Genomic DNA, 19,009 nt, shown 5'->3' with positions numbered 1-19,009 from the left:
GGGTGCACGTGTGCGTGAGGCGAGGCCGCTGGCGAAGCATGCGCCGAGCGGTCTGCGTAAACCAGGGTAGGCAGACGTCAGTTTTTGGGCTGACCAAAATCAAGTGGCGGCGGCAGCTCGATTTCCGGAATCTCTATCTTGACCTTGTCGAGATCGACCTTGGTGGGGGCGTCCAACAGGCCCGTGACCGTCACGGGAAAGGCGATCACGACGGCGACCATGATCGCCTGAAGCCCGATCCAGGGCATCGCGCCCCAATAGATATCCGAAGACTTGACCTCTTTTGGCGCCACGCCGCGAAGATAAAACAAGGCGAAGCCGAACGGAGGGTGCAGGAAGGACGTCTGCATGTTGACGCAGAGCATCACCCCGAACCAGATCAACGCAGCATCGGCACCGACGATAGGCGTGAGCAGCTTCTGCGCGATCGGCGCAATCATTGGCAGGATGATGAAGGCGATTTCGAAGAAGTCGAGGAAGAAGGCGATGAAGAAGATGAAGAGGTTGATGAAGATGAGGAAGCCCCAGACGCCGCCCGGCAGTGACGTCAGAAGGTGCTCCAGCCAGACGCCGCCGTTGCATCCGAGAAAGACGATCGAGAAGCAGGTCGATCCGATCAGAATGAACGTCACCATGCAGGTGATGCGCATGGTTGTCTCGTAGCCCTGCCTGATGAGGGTCCGCAGGTCCGGGATCTTCACCGCTTCGATGCAAACCCAGGCGACCGCCAGATAGGCAAGCGCGAAGGCGATCTTGAAGATCAGGTTCTGCGTGAAATAAATGCCTACGATCGTCCCGACACCGGCCGCCACGACGCCGACCAGCAGGACCTTGTGACCGATCGAGCTGAAGTCCTTGTGATGGATGACGGCGAGGACGATTGCCCCGACAGCCCCCATCGCGCCTGCTTCGGTCGGCGTCGCAAGTCCCAACATCATGGTGCCAAGCACGACGAAGATCAGGACGGCGGACGGAATGATGCCGAGAAGGCACTTGCGCCAGAGCGCCCAGCCCGTGAGCGTTCTTGCTTCCTTGGGCACTGCCGGAACATGGCCGGGTTTGACCAGGCCGAGAACGAAAGTGTAGCCGGCAAAGAGGACGATCTGAAGGATCGACGGTCCCCAGGCGCCCAGATACATATCACCGACCGACTTTCCGAGCTGGTCGGCGAGCACGATGAGAACGAGCGAGGGCGGCACCAGTTGCGTGATCGTACCCGAGGCCGCGAGCACGCCGGTGATGTAGCGCATATTGTAGCCGTAGCGGATCATGACCGGCATCGATATCAATGCCATCGCAATGACCTGCGCAGCGACCGTGCCAGTGATCGCACCTAGAATGAAGCCGACGATGATGACGGAATAGCCGAGACCACCGCGGATGGGACCGAACAATTGGCCCATTGAATCCAGCATGTCTTCGGCAAGCCCGCAGCGTTCCAGAATGGCGCCCATGAAGGTGAAGAACGGAATTGCAAGCAGCAATTCGTTTGCGAGAACGCTGCCATAGACCCGTTCAGGGATGGCCTGCAGGAAGCTCAGGCCGAAGAAACCTTCGTGGATCGCGAGAAACCCGAACGAAAGCCCGAGAGCGGCGAGCGTGAAGGCGACCGGAAATCCGATCAGCATGGCAAGGACCAGCCCGCCGAACATCAGCGGCGGCATCATCTCGACGGTAATCATTGGGTCGGCCGCTCATATTTGGCATCGATGGTCGTCGCGCCCTGCAAGGCCGCGATACGCTTGATGACTTCAGAGATGCCCTGCAAGGCCAACATGAAGAACCCGGCCGGCAGAACGAATTTGATGGGCCAACGCAACAGACCGCCCGCGTTGTTGGACATCTCGCCGATCGCGTAGGAGTTGGAGAACATCGACCAGGAGAGATAGCTGAGGAGCAGGCAGGCCGGGATGAGGAAGACCAGCGTCCCGATCAAGTCGAGCCACAACTGACCGCGCTCCGAAAGCATCAGGTAGATGATTTCGACGCGAACATGCTCGTTCCGCTTGAAGGTGTAGGATGCGCCGAACATCACAATGACGGCGAACATGTACCATTGCGCTTCAAGCCAGCCGTTGGAGCTGTAGCTGAAGGCATAACGTATCATGGCATTCGCAGCACTCAGCAGGCATGCTGCCAGCACCAGGATGTTGCAGATGTTGCCGACTTTTTCGTTCAGTCGGTCGATAGCCGTACTGATCGCCAACAATGGGCGCATGAAACCTTTCCCGCGTCTTGGGTGCTGATCGCGAACGAGCAGATCACAGCACACTGCATCGGCAGCGCACGTTCCTTCCGCGCGGGAGCTATCGACCCCTCCTGATGCTCCTGCTTGTTTTTTGTTCTGTCCCGGCGAAGCTCGTGGCCATGCCCGGGGGTGCAGGAAAGCGGGCACTTTTTTACCGGCGGCCTCTTCTCCGTCAACAAGAAAATGGACAGTTTGCCGCAGTTTAATCTATTGAGTGTCGCAATGCCTAACGGGCGCGACACCAGCGCGCAGCGGTCGGCGAGAAAACTTCGCTGCGCGGGAGACCCGTTCGTGACCGGCGCGCGATTTCTGGTTCTATCTATTGCAGTGTTGTGGTTCTTCCTGCCTCGGGCCGGTCAGCCACACCGCTGGATGGCATTTTCGTTGATTGACACGGCAGTCCCGCTACTGATCATCATCGGCCTTGCGACCGGTCTGTGCTCGCCGAACACGTGTTTTGAGAGCGCAAAGCGGGTTGGCGGACCTAACCTTCGACGGCATATTGCTTGCTCAGATGGTCGCCGATCTGGACCAGCATGGCAACGCATTCAGGGTAGCCAGGCTTGTCCGAGGTCGCTCGATCTGCACTCGCTCGGAATTCCCAGGAATCCCCGTCGCGGAGGATCGAAATCGTGATTCCATCGGGACAGTCAGCATGCACCTTCAACTCAGCTCTGGCCATCGAGATGAGTTCGCTCTCCGTTTTGACAGGTCTGCTCATTCACCATTCCTTCCGTTCAATTGTTCGGAGACCTCTAAATATTGGTCGTCGGCTAAGAAGCAGGAGCCGGCCGGGCTTGCATCGTGCTCGCTGACCGGATGGGTTCGAGGAAGTCGGCGTGGGGCTGCCGCCACGAGGAAGTCCGCTGGCGAACGACGCCTGCCGCATCGTCCTCGCTCGGCAAGAGCCGATCGATCGCATGGATTCGCGGCAGAGGGAAGTCCGCGAGCCTGTAGTCACCGTCCCTCGTAAACGGGGGGACGCTTTTGGGCCTCGGCATCACGACCTTCCTGGAAATCCCTGGTCGTGAGCAGCGCACGATATTGGTCGTCGAGCTTGGACAGCGCCGTCAGTCTTTGCGAGAGCCGCGTCTCGGTTTGGGGCCACTTCCTGAACCGTTCCCATTCGGAGGGCTTCCTTCGCACCCCAATGATCGCCTGTTAGAATGAACCACATGGCATTTCCCCATCCGGCCTCTCTGGCGAGACGAACGGTTGCGCCGCCTCCGGGAAAGCGACCGTGCGTGTTCTCATCGTGAGCGAACTCGGTGTCTTCCGACGCCACGCGTATGTCCGCCACAAGGAAAAGCTCGTGCGCCATATTCCAGGTATCGCCATGCACCGCGATAACCAGAGGCTTCGTCAGCGCTGGCTTGGTCCGTCCGAGAGGGTCGATGAAGCCGGGCCCATCCATCATCATTTTTCCTGACTGAGCGAACGCCTTGTAGGCATTGACATCGACACCTCTGGAGAAGCGGTCGCCATAGCCGAACAGGACCGCCGCACGGAGCCAGGGATCTCGATCGTACTCGTAGTATGCTCTCGCCAGGCTTTCTGTCGCGTCCGGATCCAGCCGGTTGTCGATATAGGGCCTGTTGATGCCAATCAGCACGATTTGGCCTTTGCGCTCGATGGTGATCTTCGTCTGCTGACCGTACGGAATGTCGGCCATAAGCGTGGACTGCGCGGTCTCGTCGGTCTGCGATGTCACCGACTTATCTCTCGATTTTTGGGCCCGCAACGCGGCCGGTCCGAAAACAACGGCCAACGTATCAGCGTGGCGTCGAGCGTATTCCGGGATGGGACGCCCATTACGCAAACGCACGGTTGCGGCAATTACAATTACGGTGACAGTGCTGGACTGCACCCTTGAGTGAGACACGATAATTGCAGTGACAGGCATTTCGAGGATGACCTGGCGGCGACGATGATTAACTGAGTGCGCTGTCACCGTAATTGGGGGCTATTTCCCAGATTACGCCGATAGCGCCGGACGGCCCCTGAACTGGTGGCAAGCGCGGTGATCTCGGACGAGGCCTCTCGACTTTGGATTGTTCTCGTGAAAGGATGCACGCGTTCCCGTTGAGACACGGGACCTCCCTGCATATTGCGCAGGGACAAAATAGGGGGCTTTCCGTGCGCGAATTTGAAGAGGGCGCCGTTTTGCACGTGCGCGCAATTGCTGGACTGCACGTTGTTACGCTGGCCTGGGACTTCGCGCCGGGCCAGGAAGCCAAGAAGACCGGACTATTGGGCTTCGCCATCGAGCGCACTGAGTTCGACAAGAACGACAATGTCCGCGAGCGCTACTTCATCCGGGGGATCAAGCGCTTCAACCACAAGGACGAGGGGCTGGCTCCTGGAACTCCGGTGCCGACGTCGGAGCATCCGATTCAGACATTTCAGTGGGGCGACTACACGGCGAAGCCCGAGACAACCTACGAGTTCAGCGTCATCCCGGTCTACGGCAAGCCGAAACTCCTCCAGCTCGATGTTGCATCGGCAACCAAAATTCGTGTGAGTACGGAGGCCGAAGAGGGTGGAAGGAAGCCCGGAGAAACCACCCACGACATCTATTTCAATCGTGGCGCCGCCGGTTCTCAGGCGTTCGCGCGCAAGTTCGGCAAGACCGAGCTCGATGAAGACGATCCCAACTCGGACGCGATGAAATGGCTTTCCCGAGGTTTGTTCGAGGCGCTCGTCAAGTTCATCGAATATCCCTCAACGCTGCCAAACCCCGATAGGTACGCCTTGCGGGCGATGCTTTACGAATTTCGCTACAAGCCGGTCGGCCTGGCGTTCAAGAAAGCGAAGAATGCCGGCGTCGACGTGGACATCCGCTACGAGGCACAAAGCTATGCCGACGAAAACGAGGAGATGATAGCTGCGGCCAAGATCAAGGGCATCTGCACGCCGCAGAAGTCACGCGCCGGCATCAGGCATAACAAATTCATCGTTCTGCTCCACAACGATGTGCCGATCGCCGTCTGGACGGGATCGACGAACATTTCCTCGGGCGGCATCTTCGGCCATTCCAACGTCGGCCACGTCATATGGGACGGTGAGATCGCACAGGGCTTCTTCGACTATTGGGAGCGCCTCGCTGCACCGGACGTGACGCTGGCTCCCCTGAGGGAGGCGAACCTCGCTGTCGATGCGACGCCTGCGCGCCATACCTTGCCGCCGAAGAATCGCATCTTGCAGCTGTACTCGCCGCGCGACGAAAAGACCGAGACCACCACGCTGGAGTGGTATGCCGATCTCCTCGCCGACGCCAAGCGGATGGCCTGCATCACCTTCGCCTTCAATCTGGACGACTTCTTCTACAAGGCACTGGCAAAGGACGATGATACGCTCCGCTACTCGCTCTTCGACAAGGATCCCGGAGATGAGTTCGCCGACGAAATCAAGGTCACGGGCAACAGTGTCATGGCGCCCGGAGCCAAGCTTTCAAAGGGCGACCTCGAATTCTTCCTCGGCGAGAAGCTGACGGGCTTCAACCGCAATTTCTACGTTCACGACAAGTTTCTGCTGGTCGATCCCTTGAGTGCCGATCCGGTCGTCGTAACCGGCACCGCCAATTTCAGCAGGCCGTCGCAGAACGCCAACGACGAGAATATGCTGGTCATCCGCGGCAACGCGAGAGTCGCCGACATCTATTTCGGCGAGTTCATGCGCGTGTTCGACCACTTCTACTCGCGCTATGTCGTCAAGAAGATCAAGGAGGCAGGCAAAGGCGACCCGAACGCCGGCTTCCTGAAGGAGGATTGGAAGGAATGGGTGCCCGGTCATTTCAAGACGGGGCAAAAGCAGCTAAGGCGCGAGATATTCATGAAGCAGGATTGAGCCGCGACGATCGCGATTTTCGGGCCCCCGGGCCGAGCGATATTAAATGACCGTCGGAGCTGCCCGATCAACCGTCATTCTGGCTGGGTCCAAAGTTCGTATTGTTTCGATCCGGCGAGACCTCATCCCCTGATAACAGGCGTAGCCAATGAACCCCATCAGGGCGATCAGACAGATGGGTGCAAGCAGCCAGTCCGGCATGTTCTGGTCCTCCGATCAGCTGTGCTCGCTGTGATCGTCGCGAAATGATACTCGAAGTGCGTCGACCGACCAACTGCCAGAATTGGATGGGAGATCATGATGATGAATTGAACCCCGGCAAAGCCGGGCGCGACCAACCACCATGCTCCAGTCCCTGCTCAGCGCGATCGTGGACGTGCTCCTGAGTGCTGCATGGAGCGCCATCGTCAGATTCTTCGGTCTGGAAAACGTCGTCGAAATCGCAACGGCGATTTTCGGCCTTGGCTGTATCGTGGCTGGCTTCACGGTGTTCTTGCTGGGTTACTGAAGGAGGCGTCGTGAAGACGATCACGCTGCTCGCGGTGGCGGCCATGCTGCTGCTGGATCTCATCGGCCCGAAGTCGAGCGTCGGCGGCTCGATGAGCTTCGTGCTGGTCCTCGTTCTCGTGATATTGGCGGTCGCGATCTACGAGGCCTGGTCACGCAAGCGCGGCGCGGTTGGATGGATCGTCAACGTCTGCGCTTCGGCCCTTGGCGGCCTGCTTGTGGTTGCCCTCATCGGAATGGCGATGGAGACGATGCTTCCATACCTTCACCTTGAAGGTTCGCTCGCATCGTCGCGACACCCGCTGAAATATCTCCTGCTCGCAGCCATCGCGACCGTCATGGTGCTGGGATCATGGCTCCCGCTTCAGATCATCAACCGGTCGCGCGGCTAGGCCGCTGAGCAACCTTCGGCGGTATCACGACGACGCTCGCGGTACCTTTTTGCCATCGCCGCGATCGGCTGAGACGAGGCTTGTCGTTGCGCGGCTGGCGATGATGCGTTAGCTCGCCCGCGAGTTGCAGCGACCGATCTGGAAATCGCCTTTCACGCGCCGGCTCGCTGATGTAACGTGCGGACGAGCCGCCAACGAGGTGTGCCGAGGCCTCGTCAGTACCTGGCGGCGTTTGTGCCTACGGCGGGCAACGTACTCCATCATTTCAGATCCCATCGTCGTGACGCATAGGCTCGTCGCGACGTGTCTTATTTCAGAAGGAGTAAGCCATGCATTTCTGTCTCACGGGGCAATACACGCCGCGCGCGCTCAACGCCATTCTGGAAAACCCGACGACCGATCGTCAGGAGGCGGCAAGAAAGCTGATCGAGGCAGCCGGTGGCAAGCTGGTCTCGATGTACAGTGTTGCTGCCGACGGCCCCGGCGTTCTCGTGATATTCGACGTGCCTGATCCGAGTGCGGCGCCGGCCATTTCCGGCCTGACGGTCACGGCGGGCACATTGCAGAACGTGAAACTGATGCGACTGTTCACGCAGGACGAGATCAAGCAGGTGCGGCAGAACGCGGCCAAGCTGCGCTCGTCCTATAGCGCGCCCGGCAGCTGATCTCACAAACCGCTCCGGCAACATGCGAGGCCGCCGTTCGTCACGTCGAGTGGCGGTCTCGCGAACGCTTTACTATGCCTGATCGCGCGTGCGCTGCGCACCCGCCAATGCAGGGGGGCTGCAATCAGGCTGCGATCCGTTGCTCGACGGGGGCGGTCAGATATTTCAGCACCTCTGCATGCTCCAGGTCGGGAACCGCGATGGCCGTGTGGCTGTACATCGCGTGGCTCCGCGAGTTTGCGATCTTGTCCAGGATCGCTTTGCCTTTGACGACGTGCAGGCCCATGCCGTCTCCAGACGGGAAGATCGCGAGCACTACGTCATACGCCGCGATGACGGCGCGAAGCGCTTCGGCCTTGTCTTCGGCAACCTCGACAAAAATGCGCACATCAGCCGCGAGTTCACGCAGCTCGTTAAAATCCAGCACTGTGGGGATACTCCAACGCAACGATACTGACGGAAGCTTGGAGGCGTTAGGTTACTGAAGTCTCAACAACGCGTGCCAAGCCACAAGTTTCACGACGAGGTGATTCCTTGTGCGGGATAAAGGACGGTCTCGGCCGGCGCTTCGTCTTCGCCGATATGGAGCATGTGCTGATGTTGCAAAGCCGAACCCGTGATGCGTCCGGGATCAGGCCCGGGCGATGTCGCGCCGAAAGCGAAAACCCCGCCTGGGGGAAGCGGGGCTCTCTTGGGGGCGAAGCTTGGGACTTCAAAGAGTTAGACGCGCCAACCCGCGGATGGTTCAAGAAACGAACGCCGCATGCTGCTGCATCTTTCACAGGAGCTGCGGAACCGCCGCAGAACGCCTGCTTGCGTTTTTGGCCCCGATAGGTTCTAAGCCGCGTCACTTCATGACCTCTGGCATGAATCAGAAGCGCGCTCTCCGCGGTCAGGCCGCGTCCTCAGCAGAGTTTGTTCGCGCATAAAAGGAATTCAGACATGGCGAAGATGACGAAGACCCAATTGATCGATGCAATTGCCGAGGGCACGCAGCTTTCGAAGAACGACGTGAAGTCGGTGATCGAGTATATGGCGACGGTCGGCTACAAGGAGCTCAACGAGTCCGGCGAATTCGTCATTCCCGGCTTCGTCAAGATGTCGGTCGTGAACAAGCCTGCGACCGAAGCCCGGATGGGCATCAATCCCTTCACCAAGGAGCCGATGCAGTTTGCAGCGAAGCCGGCGAGCAAGTCGGTGAAGGCCTCGCCGCTGAAGGTGGCCAAGGACGCCGTGTAAGGTCGTTGCGGCGGGCTCTCTCGCGAGACCCCAACAATTCAGTTGCGGAAGAAGAGGTGATGCTCGGCGATGGCGATGCCGAACATCACCACGACGAGCAGCACGAACCACAGGGATCGCCGGTCGCTCTGTCCGGGCGCGCTCTGAGGCTTCCCGCAAGTCGGGCAGACCGATAGGCCGATCGGGATTTCGCTCTCACAAAACTCGCAAGTCATGAGTGCCTCGCGCAGGAACCGGTCCTCGACGTCGCGTCGTAAGACCGGCGGCGCCATTGAATTCGGCCGGTCAAAGCAAAAGACGCTGGCGCGTTCCCGCAGCCGCGAGCCGCGGCGCCGGGCAGGGAGCCGACCGCCAAAAGAAAAACCCCGCGCTTTCGCACGGGGCTCTCTTGGCTGACGGCGTTGGGATTTCAGCGCCTGGCCGCCGGCCGTCCACTTAACGTAAGGTTGAAAATCCAAAACGCAACAGCGCCGCGGTGACGGAATATATTCGTCAGGCGGCGCTGCCGTAAGACTGGGCGCTGAAATTCCCCAGCCACCATGAGTCCGCGCAGCGCGGAAAAGGTTCAGCGGATATGCCCAGGGAATTGTCGCCAGGGGCTGGACTTGGCGTTCTCTTTTTGTTCTAGTGGGGCATCTTCTTTTGGAGGTGATTCATGACCGTCGAGAAACAGCGCGAAGTGATCAGGCTCTGGAACGAGCTCAGGAAGGTCGAGGGCCCGGCCGCAGAAGAACTCCGCATCCAGATCCTGGAATGCTTTTCCGAGAAGGGCAAAGCGAAGCGGGCGGCGTGATTGGTGCTCGGCGACAGGCAGCGGGTGCGCTCTCATTTCCGGCGGATCTCGCCTGGTGGGGCCTGCCTCGATGAGGCGCGTGAGGTGCAACGACCTTGTCGATGCGACGTCGTCATGGCGGCGTCGGGGCAGTCCCGCGCGGCCGCCCCCGGTGCTTAGGAACAAAGCCCCATCATCGGCGTTCGCGCAGCATGACATGTCCGCAATGTGCCAAGCCGATGATGGCATACTCAGCCAACGGCTTTCGATGCGAGGCTTGCCGCGAGTTCGTCATCGTGTTCGCGGGCGACTCGAAATTCTTGTCACCAAGAGACTTGTTGCCGAGAGACCTGCCTCAAAGAGACCTGCCTCAAATAGATTTGCCTCAAAGAGATTTGCCGCCGAAGATTCCTGCCGCGGACCACGTGGCGACGCACGCTTTCATCGTTCGTTAGGAGTTGCTTCCCGCTGATTTTCGCGACTCCGATTCGTTCTTTGCGAACGAAATGGAGTCGGATGCAGAACAAGCCGTGCCTTCTGTATCGACGCGGGACAAGTCTGTCGCTGCAAGCTTTCGCGGGAGTCTTCTGGTCCGACTGGCGCAAGGGCAGGCCGTCAGTGCCGGCGCTGCGATCGACATCGATGGAGGCGGCGTGATCTCGCATTCGCCTCGCGCATCCACACCGCTTGTTAAGACTTGCCCCGTGCCGATTTCTTCGATTCCGATTCGTTCTTCGAGAACGAAAAGGAGTCGAAGCTGGAACAAAGCCGGTCGACGGCGCGGCAGAACCTGCTTGCGACCGTCTCGACGCTCGGCGTCTGCGGCGCTATCGTTCAGGCGACGGCGGGCAGATCATGAAGAACGGCCTCTACTCCATCCACCTCCATATGCTCGACGGCATGAACATCCGCGACAGCGGCGTGCTGATCCTGCGCGATGGCGTGCTGCTCGGCGGCGGGCCGTATTTCTGGTCGCGCGGCTCGTACGTTGTCGGTAACGGCACCTGGAAGGGCGAGCTTGCCACCAACCAGCACTCGCCCTTCGCCGATGCCTTCGTGCGGCCGCTGTTCGGCGGGCAGGAGGCGACGAGCGGCTTTTCCGGCACGTTCAGCGATGACGAAGCGGAGGTGTTCGGCACAGTGCTCGTGGCGGGCCACCGCAGCCTCGGCTTTCGCGCGACGCTGAAGCGGCTCGTCGATATCTGAGGGCGCGGCGCAACTGCTAACGAAAGCTTGCGCGGAAGCCGATAACCCTATCCGGTTAGGTTAAAAGCCCAATCGCGTTGCGCTTGCCGCGGATTGGGATAGGTGTCTGGCAAAGACAAGCAAGAAACGATTTTGCCGAAAGCGAATTCAAGGCACGACTTCGAGGCCGAATTCATGACACCTTTTTCAGAACCGTCTTTTTATCAGGGTGATCGCCACACCTACCGACGCGTCGCCATCGTCGGCACGCTGTTCTGTGTCGCCTTCGTGGTGATCAGCTTCTCGCTGCGGCCGCAGCTCGAGGAGACGCGCGTCGCGATCAAGGCCGACCGGCTGGTGCGCACGGCAGGCCAGGCGCCGCACACGAACTAGCGCTCGTCGCGGTAGATCTGGTCGTCGGCGGATTTGTCCGGCCACGCGCCGCCGCGGGCCGCAAGCGCCACGAAACCGGCATAGCCGGACAGGTTGAGCAGGACTTCGAGCCACGCGGGCATGTCGGGCCTCTTCTGCCTGAGGACGGATTCAACGTGTGCGCGAAAACCTTGTTCCATGCTCACAAGAAGAAACATCGGTCAGAGCGGAGAGGAGCGGTCGAGCCGCCGGCCCAGGGTTGCGACGGACTCGCTCGACGGCGTTTCCTTGAGGAACTCGGCAATGGCCCGCGCGAGCTCGCCGTCGCTCATCGGTGTCGGCGGCGGGCGTAGCGCGCCGACGCCGAAATTGCGGACGATCTCGTCGTAGTGCTGATCGTCGGACGCGGGAACGAGCCGGCGGATACGGGCCAGCAAAGCGGATATGGGCAATTTCTCCTCCTCGATCGTCCGCCCCCTTGGCAGCAGCCATCGTCTGCTGCCAACTGCTCCCGTGAAACTGAAAACCCCGCCAGCACCGCGGAGGATGCTGACGGGGCTTCGTGCTGTTACCTCGACCCGGATGGCTGAGGCTCCCGCACTTGTCGAATCAATCCGCCGGACAGGGTTTCGTTCCGTGGTTTCGTTCCCTTGCATCGACATTTTTCGCGCGCACCGGTTCCCGTGCCGCGCGCAACCATCGCACCGCCCCGGCGTTGTCTTTCCTGTTGCGAAGGAGGACATCATGAAGAAGACACTGGCAGTTCTGGCCACCGTCGCAGCGGTCGGCGTCACCGCGGTCGCGGCGCCTGCGCCTGCCGAGGCGCGTGGCCGCGGCATCGGTCCGGGCCTCGCATTCGGCCTGGCCGCCGGCGCAATCACCGCAGGCGCGGTCGCGGCTTCACATCCGTACGGCTATTATGGGCCGCGCTACGGCTATTATGGCGGCCCGGGCTACTATTACGGACCGGGTCCTTACGCCTATTACGGCGGGCCGTACTACCGGCGCCACTATTACCGCCATTGGTAACGGCCGACCAAGCGAAAAGCCCGGAGCGATGCTCCGGGCTTTTTGCTGTCGCATGTCCTGCGATGATGGCAGGCCCTACGGCCAGAGCGAGGGCCGTTCAGCCTTGCGGGCATTCTCGAGCGTCGACACGAAATACTCTTCACGCTCGCGCTTGAATTTTTCCTGGGTGGCGCGGAAGGCGGCAACACGGGCGGCAATCTCATCGCGTTCGCGGGCTTTGCGTTCTTCATCTTCGGTCATGACATCCCCTCTGTTCGCAACTGAACTGCGTTTGCACCTGAATCCGGGCGCTGCCGCCGCATTGCGCCCGACTCGCATTCGAAGACATGCATTGGCGCTCCGGAATGGGGCGTCAATGGGGAGGAGGCATTGCAGGACTGTGATTAGTGCCGGGCGGAAGAAACTGCCGACCATGTTTCTCTTCGCGAGCGCATCCCGGTGGATAAGAGTGTCAATAGTCTTGTCGCTTGCGCGCCTGGTGGCTAGCGCAAGACCCAAATCAGAAGAGGCTGCGCGCGGCTTCTGCCTCTGCCGGAGGGCAGGAGGCTTGCGAGATGACGGCAACATCCGCTCCGAGCATGCTATAGAGCCATGCTCGTGCGCAGGGATGGCTCGGCAATGATTGCATCGGATCTTCGCAGCGGCGTCGAACGGCTCGGCGACATGATCGCCGAAGCCAAGACGATCGTGCCGTTCACCGGCGCCGGCATCTCGACCGAATGCGGCATCCCGGATTTCCGCTCGCCGGGAGGACTGTGGATGCGCAACCGTCCGATCCCGTTCGACGAGTTCGCCACGAGCCAGGAAGCACGGGACGAATCCTGGCGCCGCCGCTTCGCGATGGAGGCAACCTTCGCGGCGGCAAAACCGGGCCGCGGCCACCGCGCGCTGGCCTCGCTCTACCGCGCCGGCAAGGTTCCCGCGGTCATCACCCAGAACATCGACAATCTGCACCAGGCCTCCGGCTTCGCCGCCGAACACGTGATTGAACTTCACGGAAATACTACTTATGCGCGCTGCATCGGATGTGGGCAGACCTATCAGCTCGACTGGGTGAAGCGCCGGTTCGAGGAGGACGGCGCCGCCCCCGACTGCACAGTGTGCGACGAGCCGGTGAAGACGGCCACGATTTCCTTCGGCCAGATGATGCCCGAGGACGAAATGCAGCGCGCGACCGAGCTGTCGCGGGACTGCGACCTCTTCATCGCGATCGGGTCCTCGCTCGTGGTGTGGCCGGCGGCGGGCTTTCCGATGATGGCGAAGAATTGCGGTGCACGTCTGGTGATCATCAATCGCGAGCCGACCGAGCAGGACGACATCGCCGACCTCGTGATCCGCCACGACATCGGCGAAACGCTCGGGCCCTTTGTCGGAAATTGAGGCGGTAGTTTGATTCGCGGCTGTGCAAGCTGTTCATAGGTTCCGGCGAATCTCTTTTTTGTCTATGCCTCGCAACCGGGAGTGTTATCTTTTGATTCGAAAGATTCGCGTCGCGTCAGTTGAGAAGATTCTCTGAAGGTTCTCGAAAGACGCGTGATTCGACGCCGCCAGTGAGGCGGGTTGCATGGCATGTGTGGGGTCCGGGGTTATGGGGTCGTCGGACGGATTTGAGTCCAAGAAGGTCGGAGTTCCCGCGGGCGAGCGCGGCGGCACCGGTCGCGATAGCGCGCTCAGTCCTTTCACCGGGTTAGGTGAGGGCAGCGCCAACCTCGTCGAGGTTCACGGCGTCATCAAATGGTTCGACGCCTCCAAGGGCTACGGCTTCATCGTTCCCGACAATGGCTGGCCGGACGTGCTCCTTCACGTCACCGTGCTCAGGCGCGACGGCTTCCAGACCGCCTATGAGGGCGCGCGCATCGTGGTCGAGTGCATCCAGCGCGCCAAGGGCTATCAGGCCTTTCGCGTCGTCTCGATGGACGAGTCCACCGCGATCCATCCGGCGCAGATGCTGCCGCCGCGCACCCACGTCACGGTCACCCCGACCAGCGGGCTGGAGCGGGCCCAGGTCAAATGGTTCAACCGGCTGCGCGGCTTCGGCTTCCTGACCTGCGGCGAGGGCACTCCCGACATCTTCGTGCACATGGAGACGCTGCGCCGCTTCGGCATGACCGAACTGCGGCCCGGCCAATATGTCCTGGTCCGCTTCGGGCCCGGCTCCAAGGGCATGATGGCGGCCGAGATCCATCCCGAGACTGGATCGCCGGGACTGCAGTCGCACTAAAGCGCGATGGATTGGGACGAATCGTCATCGCGCTTTAGGTTGTTGTTTGCGCATGATCTTTTCGGAAAACCGCTTCGCACTTTTCCGGATCATGCTTTAGCGGCCGCAGCCCGCGTAGTCCCGCAATCGTGAGCAGGGGCGCTCTGGCAGGCCAGGGCGCCTCTGGCTTTTCGGGCGCTCGCCGCGTAGGACTGTTCCCGTCCCAGCCCTCAGGCCCAAGTGCCGTTCCATGGATTTTGCCATGCGTCTTGCGATGCGTCTTGACCGAAAGCCTGCCTGGTCCCTTGCGAGGAGCTGGCTTGCCGCCATCCTCGTCATCGCCGGCTTTGCCGCCGCGAGCGCGCCCGCCGGTGCCGCCAGCTTCCAGCCGCTCGAGATCGTCACCAAAAACGGCGTCCAGGTATTCTCGGTCGAAGTGGCGACGACCGAGCAGGAGAAGCAGACCGGACTGATGTACCGCAAGGAGCTGGCCGACGGCAAAGGCATGCTGTTCGACTTCAATCCCGAGCAGGAAGTGTCGATGTGGATGAAGAACACCTACGTCTCGCTCGACATGATCTTCATCCGCGCCGACGGCCGCATCCTGCGCATCGCGGAAAACACCGAGCCGCTGTCGACGAAGATCATCTCGTCCCAGGGACCCGCGCGGGCGGTTCTGGAGGTGGCGGCGGGAACGGCGCAGAAATACGGCATCCGCCCCGGTGACCGCGTCGGTCACCCGCTGTTCGGCAGCAAATAGGGCTCCAAATAGGGGCCCATGGCGGGGCATTGCCAGCCTTGCTGGCGCGCCGGGAAGCGTGTATCGACGGGGCTCACCGGACATTCGGGGTATAGCGCAGCCTGGTAGCGCGGCAGTTTTGGGTACTGCAGGTCGTTGGTTCGAATCCAGCTGCCCCGACCAAAAACATAGTGGGGCGCCGCGACTTCATACCCGCGTGTGCCCTTTCTTCGTGGAAGATCTAAGGGATGATGTGCTCGTCCTTCAGCGTACCAGTCGGGCCGCAATAGATGCAACGCCCGTACCCTGGAAATTTGGCCCCCGGAACATCGACCATCCGGAATCTTTAGCTGAGCAGTTGATAGCCGGCAACGCCCGGTAGAAAGGCCCTGATAAATCGCTAATATCGGGCGCTCAGGAGGCTGGGCATGAGTGAAGACAATGCTGAGGATGGCGTCTCTGCCATCACGACCATTATTGCGGCTCTCAAACCGCTCGACGAAAATACCCGACAGAACGTTCTGGATTTTGTACTCAAGCAGCTCGGGATCAAGGTCGGCACCGTCGCGCCTCCCATTGCTCAGTCGATCGACTACGAAGCCGCGTTTCCAGCACAGGCCCCTCGGGCCGATACGGCCGAAATGGACATCCGCACTCTGGCCGAGCGGAAGCAGCCGAAGACCGTGAATGATAGGGTGGCTGTGCTGGCGTACTATCTGAAGAGCTTGGCCCCGCCGGACGAGCGCCGGGATTATATCAAAGCCGAAGACATTACGACCTACTTCCCGAGCGCCGGCTTCGAGCTTCCGACCGCGCTGGGGATGGCGCTCACGAACGCCAAGAATGCCGGTTACTTCCATGCCATCGGCAACGGGCAATTCCGGTTGAACCCCGTGGGACACAACCTCGTCACTCATAAGCTCCCGTTGGGCGAAAACTCAGTCAAGAAGCGCGCGAAGAGGTCGAAGCCGAAGAAGAGGCGATAATGTCAGCCTCTGATGATTGGCGGGCCTTGGGCGAAGAGCTGGAAACTCTCCGAAAAGTCGTCAACGCGGCGAGGGGCGTCAATATCTCCGCGCGAGAAGATAGAGACCTCGCCTCGGAAACCGCCCAGCAGTATTTCCGTCAGAACCGCGGACATATCGAGCCTGTTGCAGCCGAAGAGCTGCAAGCGCTCGACACGTCATTCCAAGCCATCCTGACGCTGTCCTCGTCGGCGAACCGCAAAACCTCTTACGTCAAGCACCTCAAAGCCATTCAGAAGCTCTACCCGCGTATCACCGGAAAGTTGGCACTGGGGGGTGCGACGAGCCAAAACGATAAGCCGGTCATTAGCCCGGACGATCAGAGGATCGCGAGCACCCTCGAAGGGCTGGTACCGAATGCCGCGCGGTCGTTTAAGCAAGCACTGATCGACCTGACCGACACGAAGCGTATTTCCTATCGCGGTCCCGCGGTCGAATTGCGCGAAGCGCTGCGGGAAACGCTGGATTACCTTGCCCCTGACAAGGAAGTTGTCGAGATGACCGGCTACAAGCAAGAGCCGGACACCAAAGGCCCAACCATGAAGCAGAAGGTCCGGTTCATTCTTAGGGCTCGCGGCATGAAAGACGAGACAGCGCCCGAACAAGCTGCAAGCGCGGTCGAGGAAATCGTTGGAGGGTTCGCGCGGTCGGTCTACACGATGTCAAACACGGGAACCCACGGGAGCAAGGAGCGCGCTGACGTTCTACGAATCCGTCGCTACGTCATCGTGGTCCTGCACGACATTCTGGCTTTGCCAGAGTAAGCATAATTTTCTGAGAGGGTTGAAATGGTCTCTCCGCAGTTTAGTGGTCAAGATGTTCCGAAAGAAGCCTCCATCTTGCGGATAAGCATCGATAGGACGTGGCGAGCTACAGAGTTCTCCGAGCTGTTTCAGCGTATGGAAACGCTGAACGAGTTGTCGCACTTCGGGCTTCTGAAAGTCGATGGTCAGTCATCGATGGGAATTTTCCGATCTCGATTCGCTAGGCGCTTCCGCCACGACGCATTTTGGATGGACGCCGAGTTCGAGGGGCATATTGAGGAGCAAGTCGAAGCCGAGACAATTAGAGACTTCGTTAGAGAGACGGCGAACCCAATTCCTTTGCACGTGGCACGGATACAGTTTGCCAGTCCAGGCTTCACAGATTTGGCCGGAATCGGAAAAGTCATCGGCGAGATTCGCCGCTTCGTCATGGCAATCGTGGAGCGCTATGATGCAAAGGAAGACAGGGCCCTGGCAAGGGCAGAGAAAGAGCAAACTGTGATCTCTAAAAAGATCGCGAACGCTGAGCGTCTGCTGAACCTTTCAAACAAAATGGGGCTCGACCATCAGACAAGGAATATGATGGTTCGCCAAGCTTTGGATATCGATCGCTACATCGAAGAAAAAGTCATCGATCGCCAAATCACATCGTTCGATTAGGACCGACAGAGTGCGTTCGCACTCGCGGGTTCCCCGGAGTCCAAATTCGGGAAAAGTAAAATATTGGTGCGGAATTGGTGGACCCGGGGTCCCCAACTCGCTGTTTGCATTCGTATGAACAAGGTGATGAGGTCGAACTCTGAGTTTTCAATGACTTAGCATTTTCAGCTCGTGTCACTTTGACCACTGGAATGCAAATGCAACCGATTTGGGTACTGCAGGTCGTTGGTTCGAATCCAGCTGCCCCGACCAGTCCCGACCTTGGTGCCCGTGATGCCGCGCAACGGTGATGTGCAAGGCTTCGGGGCGGCGAACGCGGTTTAGGACAATAACCAACCGGCGAGGCGCCAGGCGATCCAGGCGAGGGCGCAGATCCAGCCCAGCATGGCAATTCCCGCCACGGCAAGCCCGCCGAGTGCGAACAGCGAATTTCCGGCCTCCGGTGCGTCGGAGAGTTTCTCGGTCGTCTCAACCTGGCTCACAGTGTCCCCTTGCCTTGCGGCCTGCTGTTCATTGGTCTCTGCTCGCTCGTGAAAATTCACCGGTCGCGCTCCAGCTCACACGGACGTGAGACAAGGTGGTTGTCCATGCAGGCCGGGCGGCGCTGATCGCAGCGCCTCACGGACTCCCTGGAAAGGTGGGAAAAAGCTGCAACGCGTTGCGCGGGAATTGGTTGCCGCGGTCGGCGTACGAAAGGCGTGCCGCAACGACGATTTTCTCCACGCCTCCAGCGCCTGTTGGTCGGCTTGCCGGGCCGATTGAAAGGATGGGGCGGGGCCATCTTCTGCGCATTTTTTCAAGACGTTGGGTCGGGCCGGACCGACGCCGAATTGCCAAAGATTCATCGAACCTTTGGCCGCCCCCATAGACATAAGTGTATTGGGGATTTCAGCGCCCAATGTCTAAACGGACGCCGCCAAGCGATGATATTCCGCTTGCGCGGCGTTGCGCTTTTGGGACGGGGGCAATCAGCTCGACGCGGACCAGCCGGGCGGAAACGGCACGAACGGCCAGATCGTCTGGTTGTCGTTGGCGGCTTTCGGTGGCTCCTGGGCCGGGGTCTTCGTGGCTGGCGCAGGCGGCGTCGATCGAAGCGCCAGGCGCAGACAAGTACATTGCAAATTCATGTGTGGTCGTCCTGGCCAGTCAATGCCTTAAAAAATTCCAGTTCTTTCAAAACGTGACGTCGTCCAAAAGCGCCGCGCGTCCGTAAAATGGCGCGCTCATCTCAAATCGCGCATGCATTGTAGAAAAGTCGGTGCAGGGTTTCAACCTGTCGTAGCGCTTGCCCACGACAAGTAAGGTTGACCGGTTAGGTTAAGAGCGAGCAGTTGTTGCGGCCGCTCCGGCGCCTGTGATCAGATCG

General features: G+C 60.1%; 25 protein-coding genes and 1 tRNA gene. 16 read left to right on the top strand and 10 right to left on the bottom strand.

Annotated elements, in window-relative coordinates; genetic code table 11:
* Positions 1-77: 77 nt before the first annotated feature.
* From GPL20_RS18840 to GPL20_RS18825, 4 genes are all read right to left on the bottom strand, one after another.
* Positions 78-1,682: a TRAP transporter large permease gene (locus tag GPL20_RS18840; RefSeq protein WP_157330984.1), complete on the bottom strand. Its 1,605-nt coding sequence runs from the start codon at positions 1,680-1,682 to the stop codon at positions 78-80.
* Positions 1,679-2,218 (bottom strand): TRAP transporter small permease subunit, encoded by a 540-nt coding sequence (locus tag GPL20_RS18835; RefSeq protein ID WP_157331003.1) that lies wholly within the window; start codon positions 2,216-2,218, stop codon positions 1,679-1,681. Before GPL20_RS18835 ends, GPL20_RS18840 begins: the two co-directional genes overlap by 4 nt.
* A 514-nt stretch (positions 2,219-2,732) precedes the next feature.
* Positions 2,733-2,969: a hypothetical protein gene (locus tag GPL20_RS18830; protein ID WP_157330983.1), complete on the bottom strand. Its 237-nt coding sequence runs from the start codon at positions 2,967-2,969 to the stop codon at positions 2,733-2,735.
* A 279-nt stretch (positions 2,970-3,248) separates the two neighbouring features.
* Positions 3,249-3,959 carry an enoyl-CoA hydratase-related protein gene (locus tag GPL20_RS18825; RefSeq protein WP_254126404.1) on the bottom strand — a complete coding sequence of 237 codons (711 nt, stop codon included), beginning with the start codon at positions 3,957-3,959 and terminating at the stop codon, positions 3,249-3,251.
* 425 nt (positions 3,960-4,384) lie between these two features.
* Between GPL20_RS18825 and GPL20_RS18820 the strand changes: the two genes are divergently transcribed.
* From GPL20_RS18820 to GPL20_RS18805, 4 genes are all read left to right on the top strand, one after another.
* Positions 4,385-6,094 (top strand): phospholipase D-like domain-containing protein, encoded by a 1,710-nt coding sequence (locus tag GPL20_RS18820; protein ID WP_254126406.1) that lies wholly within the window; start codon positions 4,385-4,387, stop codon positions 6,092-6,094.
* A 343-nt stretch (positions 6,095-6,437) separates the two neighbouring features.
* A complete protein-coding gene (locus GPL20_RS18815) occupies positions 6,438-6,602 on the top strand; it encodes a hypothetical protein (protein WP_157330982.1) in 165 nt (54 codons plus the stop codon).
* Positions 6,603-6,612: 10 nt separating this feature from the next.
* A complete protein-coding gene (locus GPL20_RS18810) occupies positions 6,613-6,993 on the top strand; it encodes a hypothetical protein (protein WP_157330981.1) in 381 nt (126 codons plus the stop codon).
* A gap of 329 nt (positions 6,994-7,322) precedes the next feature.
* Positions 7,323-7,658: a GYD domain-containing protein gene (locus GPL20_RS18805; protein ID WP_157330980.1), complete on the top strand. Its 336-nt coding sequence runs from the start codon at positions 7,323-7,325 to the stop codon at positions 7,656-7,658.
* 124 nt (positions 7,659-7,782) lie between these two features.
* Here the strand turns inward: GPL20_RS18805 and GPL20_RS18800 are convergent, their stop codons facing one another.
* The gene (locus GPL20_RS18800; protein ID WP_212432067.1) at positions 7,783-8,085 is read right to left on the bottom strand and encodes a hypothetical protein; all 303 of its coding nucleotides are present in this window, start codon (positions 8,083-8,085) and stop codon (positions 7,783-7,785) included.
* Positions 8,086-8,600: 515 nt separating this feature from the next.
* On the opposite strand from GPL20_RS18800, the gene GPL20_RS18795 reads away from it, so the two are divergent.
* The gene (locus GPL20_RS18795) at positions 8,601-8,897 is read left to right on the top strand and encodes an HU family DNA-binding protein (protein WP_008558895.1); all 297 of its coding nucleotides are present in this window, start codon (positions 8,601-8,603) and stop codon (positions 8,895-8,897) included.
* Between the two features lie 38 nt (positions 8,898-8,935).
* Here the strand turns inward: GPL20_RS18795 and GPL20_RS18790 are convergent, their stop codons facing one another.
* Entirely contained in the window at positions 8,936-9,169 is a 234-nt protein-coding gene (locus GPL20_RS18790; protein ID WP_157330978.1) for a hypothetical protein, read from the bottom strand.
* Positions 9,170-9,552: 383 nt separating this feature from the next.
* Between GPL20_RS18790 and GPL20_RS38905 the strand changes: the two genes are divergently transcribed.
* The 3 genes from GPL20_RS38905 (at position 9,553) to GPL20_RS18775 (ending at position 11,247) form a co-directional block, all read left to right on the top strand.
* A complete protein-coding gene (locus GPL20_RS38905) occupies positions 9,553-9,690 on the top strand; it encodes a hypothetical protein (protein WP_167533099.1) in 138 nt (45 codons plus the stop codon).
* Between the two features lie 834 nt (positions 9,691-10,524).
* Complete coding sequence (locus tag GPL20_RS18780) at positions 10,525-10,875, top strand: GrlR family regulatory protein (RefSeq protein ID WP_157330977.1); 351 nt, start codon at positions 10,525-10,527, stop codon at positions 10,873-10,875.
* Between the two features lie 174 nt (positions 10,876-11,049).
* Positions 11,050-11,247, top strand: coding sequence for a hypothetical protein (locus GPL20_RS18775; RefSeq protein WP_157331001.1), 198 nt, complete (start codon positions 11,050-11,052; stop codon positions 11,245-11,247).
* Here GPL20_RS18775 and GPL20_RS39965 read toward each other — a convergent pair.
* Positions 11,244-11,369, bottom strand: coding sequence for a hypothetical protein (locus GPL20_RS39965; protein ID WP_256557491.1), 126 nt, complete (start codon positions 11,367-11,369; stop codon positions 11,244-11,246). The genes GPL20_RS18775 and GPL20_RS39965 overlap by 4 nt on opposite strands.
* Before the next feature lie 78 nt (positions 11,370-11,447).
* A complete protein-coding gene (locus GPL20_RS18770) occupies positions 11,448-11,678 on the bottom strand; it encodes a hypothetical protein (protein ID WP_157330976.1) in 231 nt (76 codons plus the stop codon).
* 292 nt (positions 11,679-11,970) lie between these two features.
* Between GPL20_RS18770 and GPL20_RS18765 the strand changes: the two genes are divergently transcribed.
* Complete coding sequence (locus tag GPL20_RS18765; protein ID WP_157330975.1) at positions 11,971-12,255, top strand: hypothetical protein; 285 nt, start codon at positions 11,971-11,973, stop codon at positions 12,253-12,255.
* A gap of 75 nt (positions 12,256-12,330) precedes the next feature.
* On the opposite strand, the gene GPL20_RS38900 is transcribed toward GPL20_RS18765, so the two are convergent.
* The gene (locus GPL20_RS38900) at positions 12,331-12,495 is read right to left on the bottom strand and encodes a hypothetical protein (protein WP_167533098.1); all 165 of its coding nucleotides are present in this window, start codon (positions 12,493-12,495) and stop codon (positions 12,331-12,333) included.
* A 378-nt stretch (positions 12,496-12,873) separates the two neighbouring features.
* Here GPL20_RS38900 and GPL20_RS18760 point away from each other — a divergent pair, with 378 nt between their 5' ends.
* From GPL20_RS18760 to GPL20_RS18730, 7 genes are all read left to right on the top strand, one after another.
* Positions 12,874-13,635 (top strand): SIR2 family NAD-dependent protein deacylase, encoded by a 762-nt coding sequence (locus tag GPL20_RS18760; protein ID WP_157330974.1) that lies wholly within the window; start codon positions 12,874-12,876, stop codon positions 13,633-13,635.
* Positions 13,636-13,843: 208 nt separating this feature from the next.
* Entirely contained in the window at positions 13,844-14,476 is a 633-nt protein-coding gene (locus GPL20_RS18755) for a cold-shock protein (RefSeq protein ID WP_157330973.1), read from the top strand.
* Between the two features lie 253 nt (positions 14,477-14,729).
* A complete protein-coding gene (locus GPL20_RS18750) occupies positions 14,730-15,215 on the top strand; it encodes a DUF192 domain-containing protein (RefSeq protein WP_157331000.1) in 486 nt (161 codons plus the stop codon).
* An 85-nt stretch (positions 15,216-15,300) separates the two neighbouring features.
* A tRNA-Pro gene (locus tag GPL20_RS18745) sits at positions 15,301-15,377 on the top strand.
* Positions 15,378-15,622: 245 nt separating this feature from the next.
* The gene (locus GPL20_RS18740; protein WP_157330972.1) at positions 15,623-16,180 is read left to right on the top strand and encodes a hypothetical protein; all 558 of its coding nucleotides are present in this window, start codon (positions 15,623-15,625) and stop codon (positions 16,178-16,180) included.
* Positions 16,180-16,983 carry a pPIWI-associating nuclease domain-containing protein gene (locus tag GPL20_RS18735; RefSeq protein ID WP_157330971.1) on the top strand — a complete coding sequence of 268 codons (804 nt, stop codon included), beginning with the start codon at positions 16,180-16,182 and terminating at the stop codon, positions 16,981-16,983. The genes GPL20_RS18740 and GPL20_RS18735 overlap by 1 nt, the downstream gene beginning before the upstream one ends.
* Before the next feature lie 24 nt (positions 16,984-17,007).
* Positions 17,008-17,643, top strand: coding sequence for a hypothetical protein (locus tag GPL20_RS18730; RefSeq protein ID WP_157330970.1), 636 nt, complete (start codon positions 17,008-17,010; stop codon positions 17,641-17,643).
* 320 nt (positions 17,644-17,963) lie between these two features.
* Here the strand turns inward: GPL20_RS18730 and GPL20_RS18725 are convergent, their stop codons facing one another.
* Entirely contained in the window at positions 17,964-18,185 is a 222-nt protein-coding gene (locus GPL20_RS18725; RefSeq protein WP_212432152.1) for an RNA-binding protein, read from the bottom strand.
* Between the last annotated feature and the right edge of the window lie 824 nt (positions 18,186-19,009).

The organism is Bradyrhizobium cajani (assembly GCF_009759665.1).
GTDB lineage: Bacteria > Pseudomonadota > Alphaproteobacteria > Rhizobiales > Xanthobacteraceae > Bradyrhizobium > Bradyrhizobium cajani.
The sequence above is the reverse complement of the archived record's forward strand: the minus strand, read 5'-3'. Positions and strand labels throughout refer to the sequence as shown.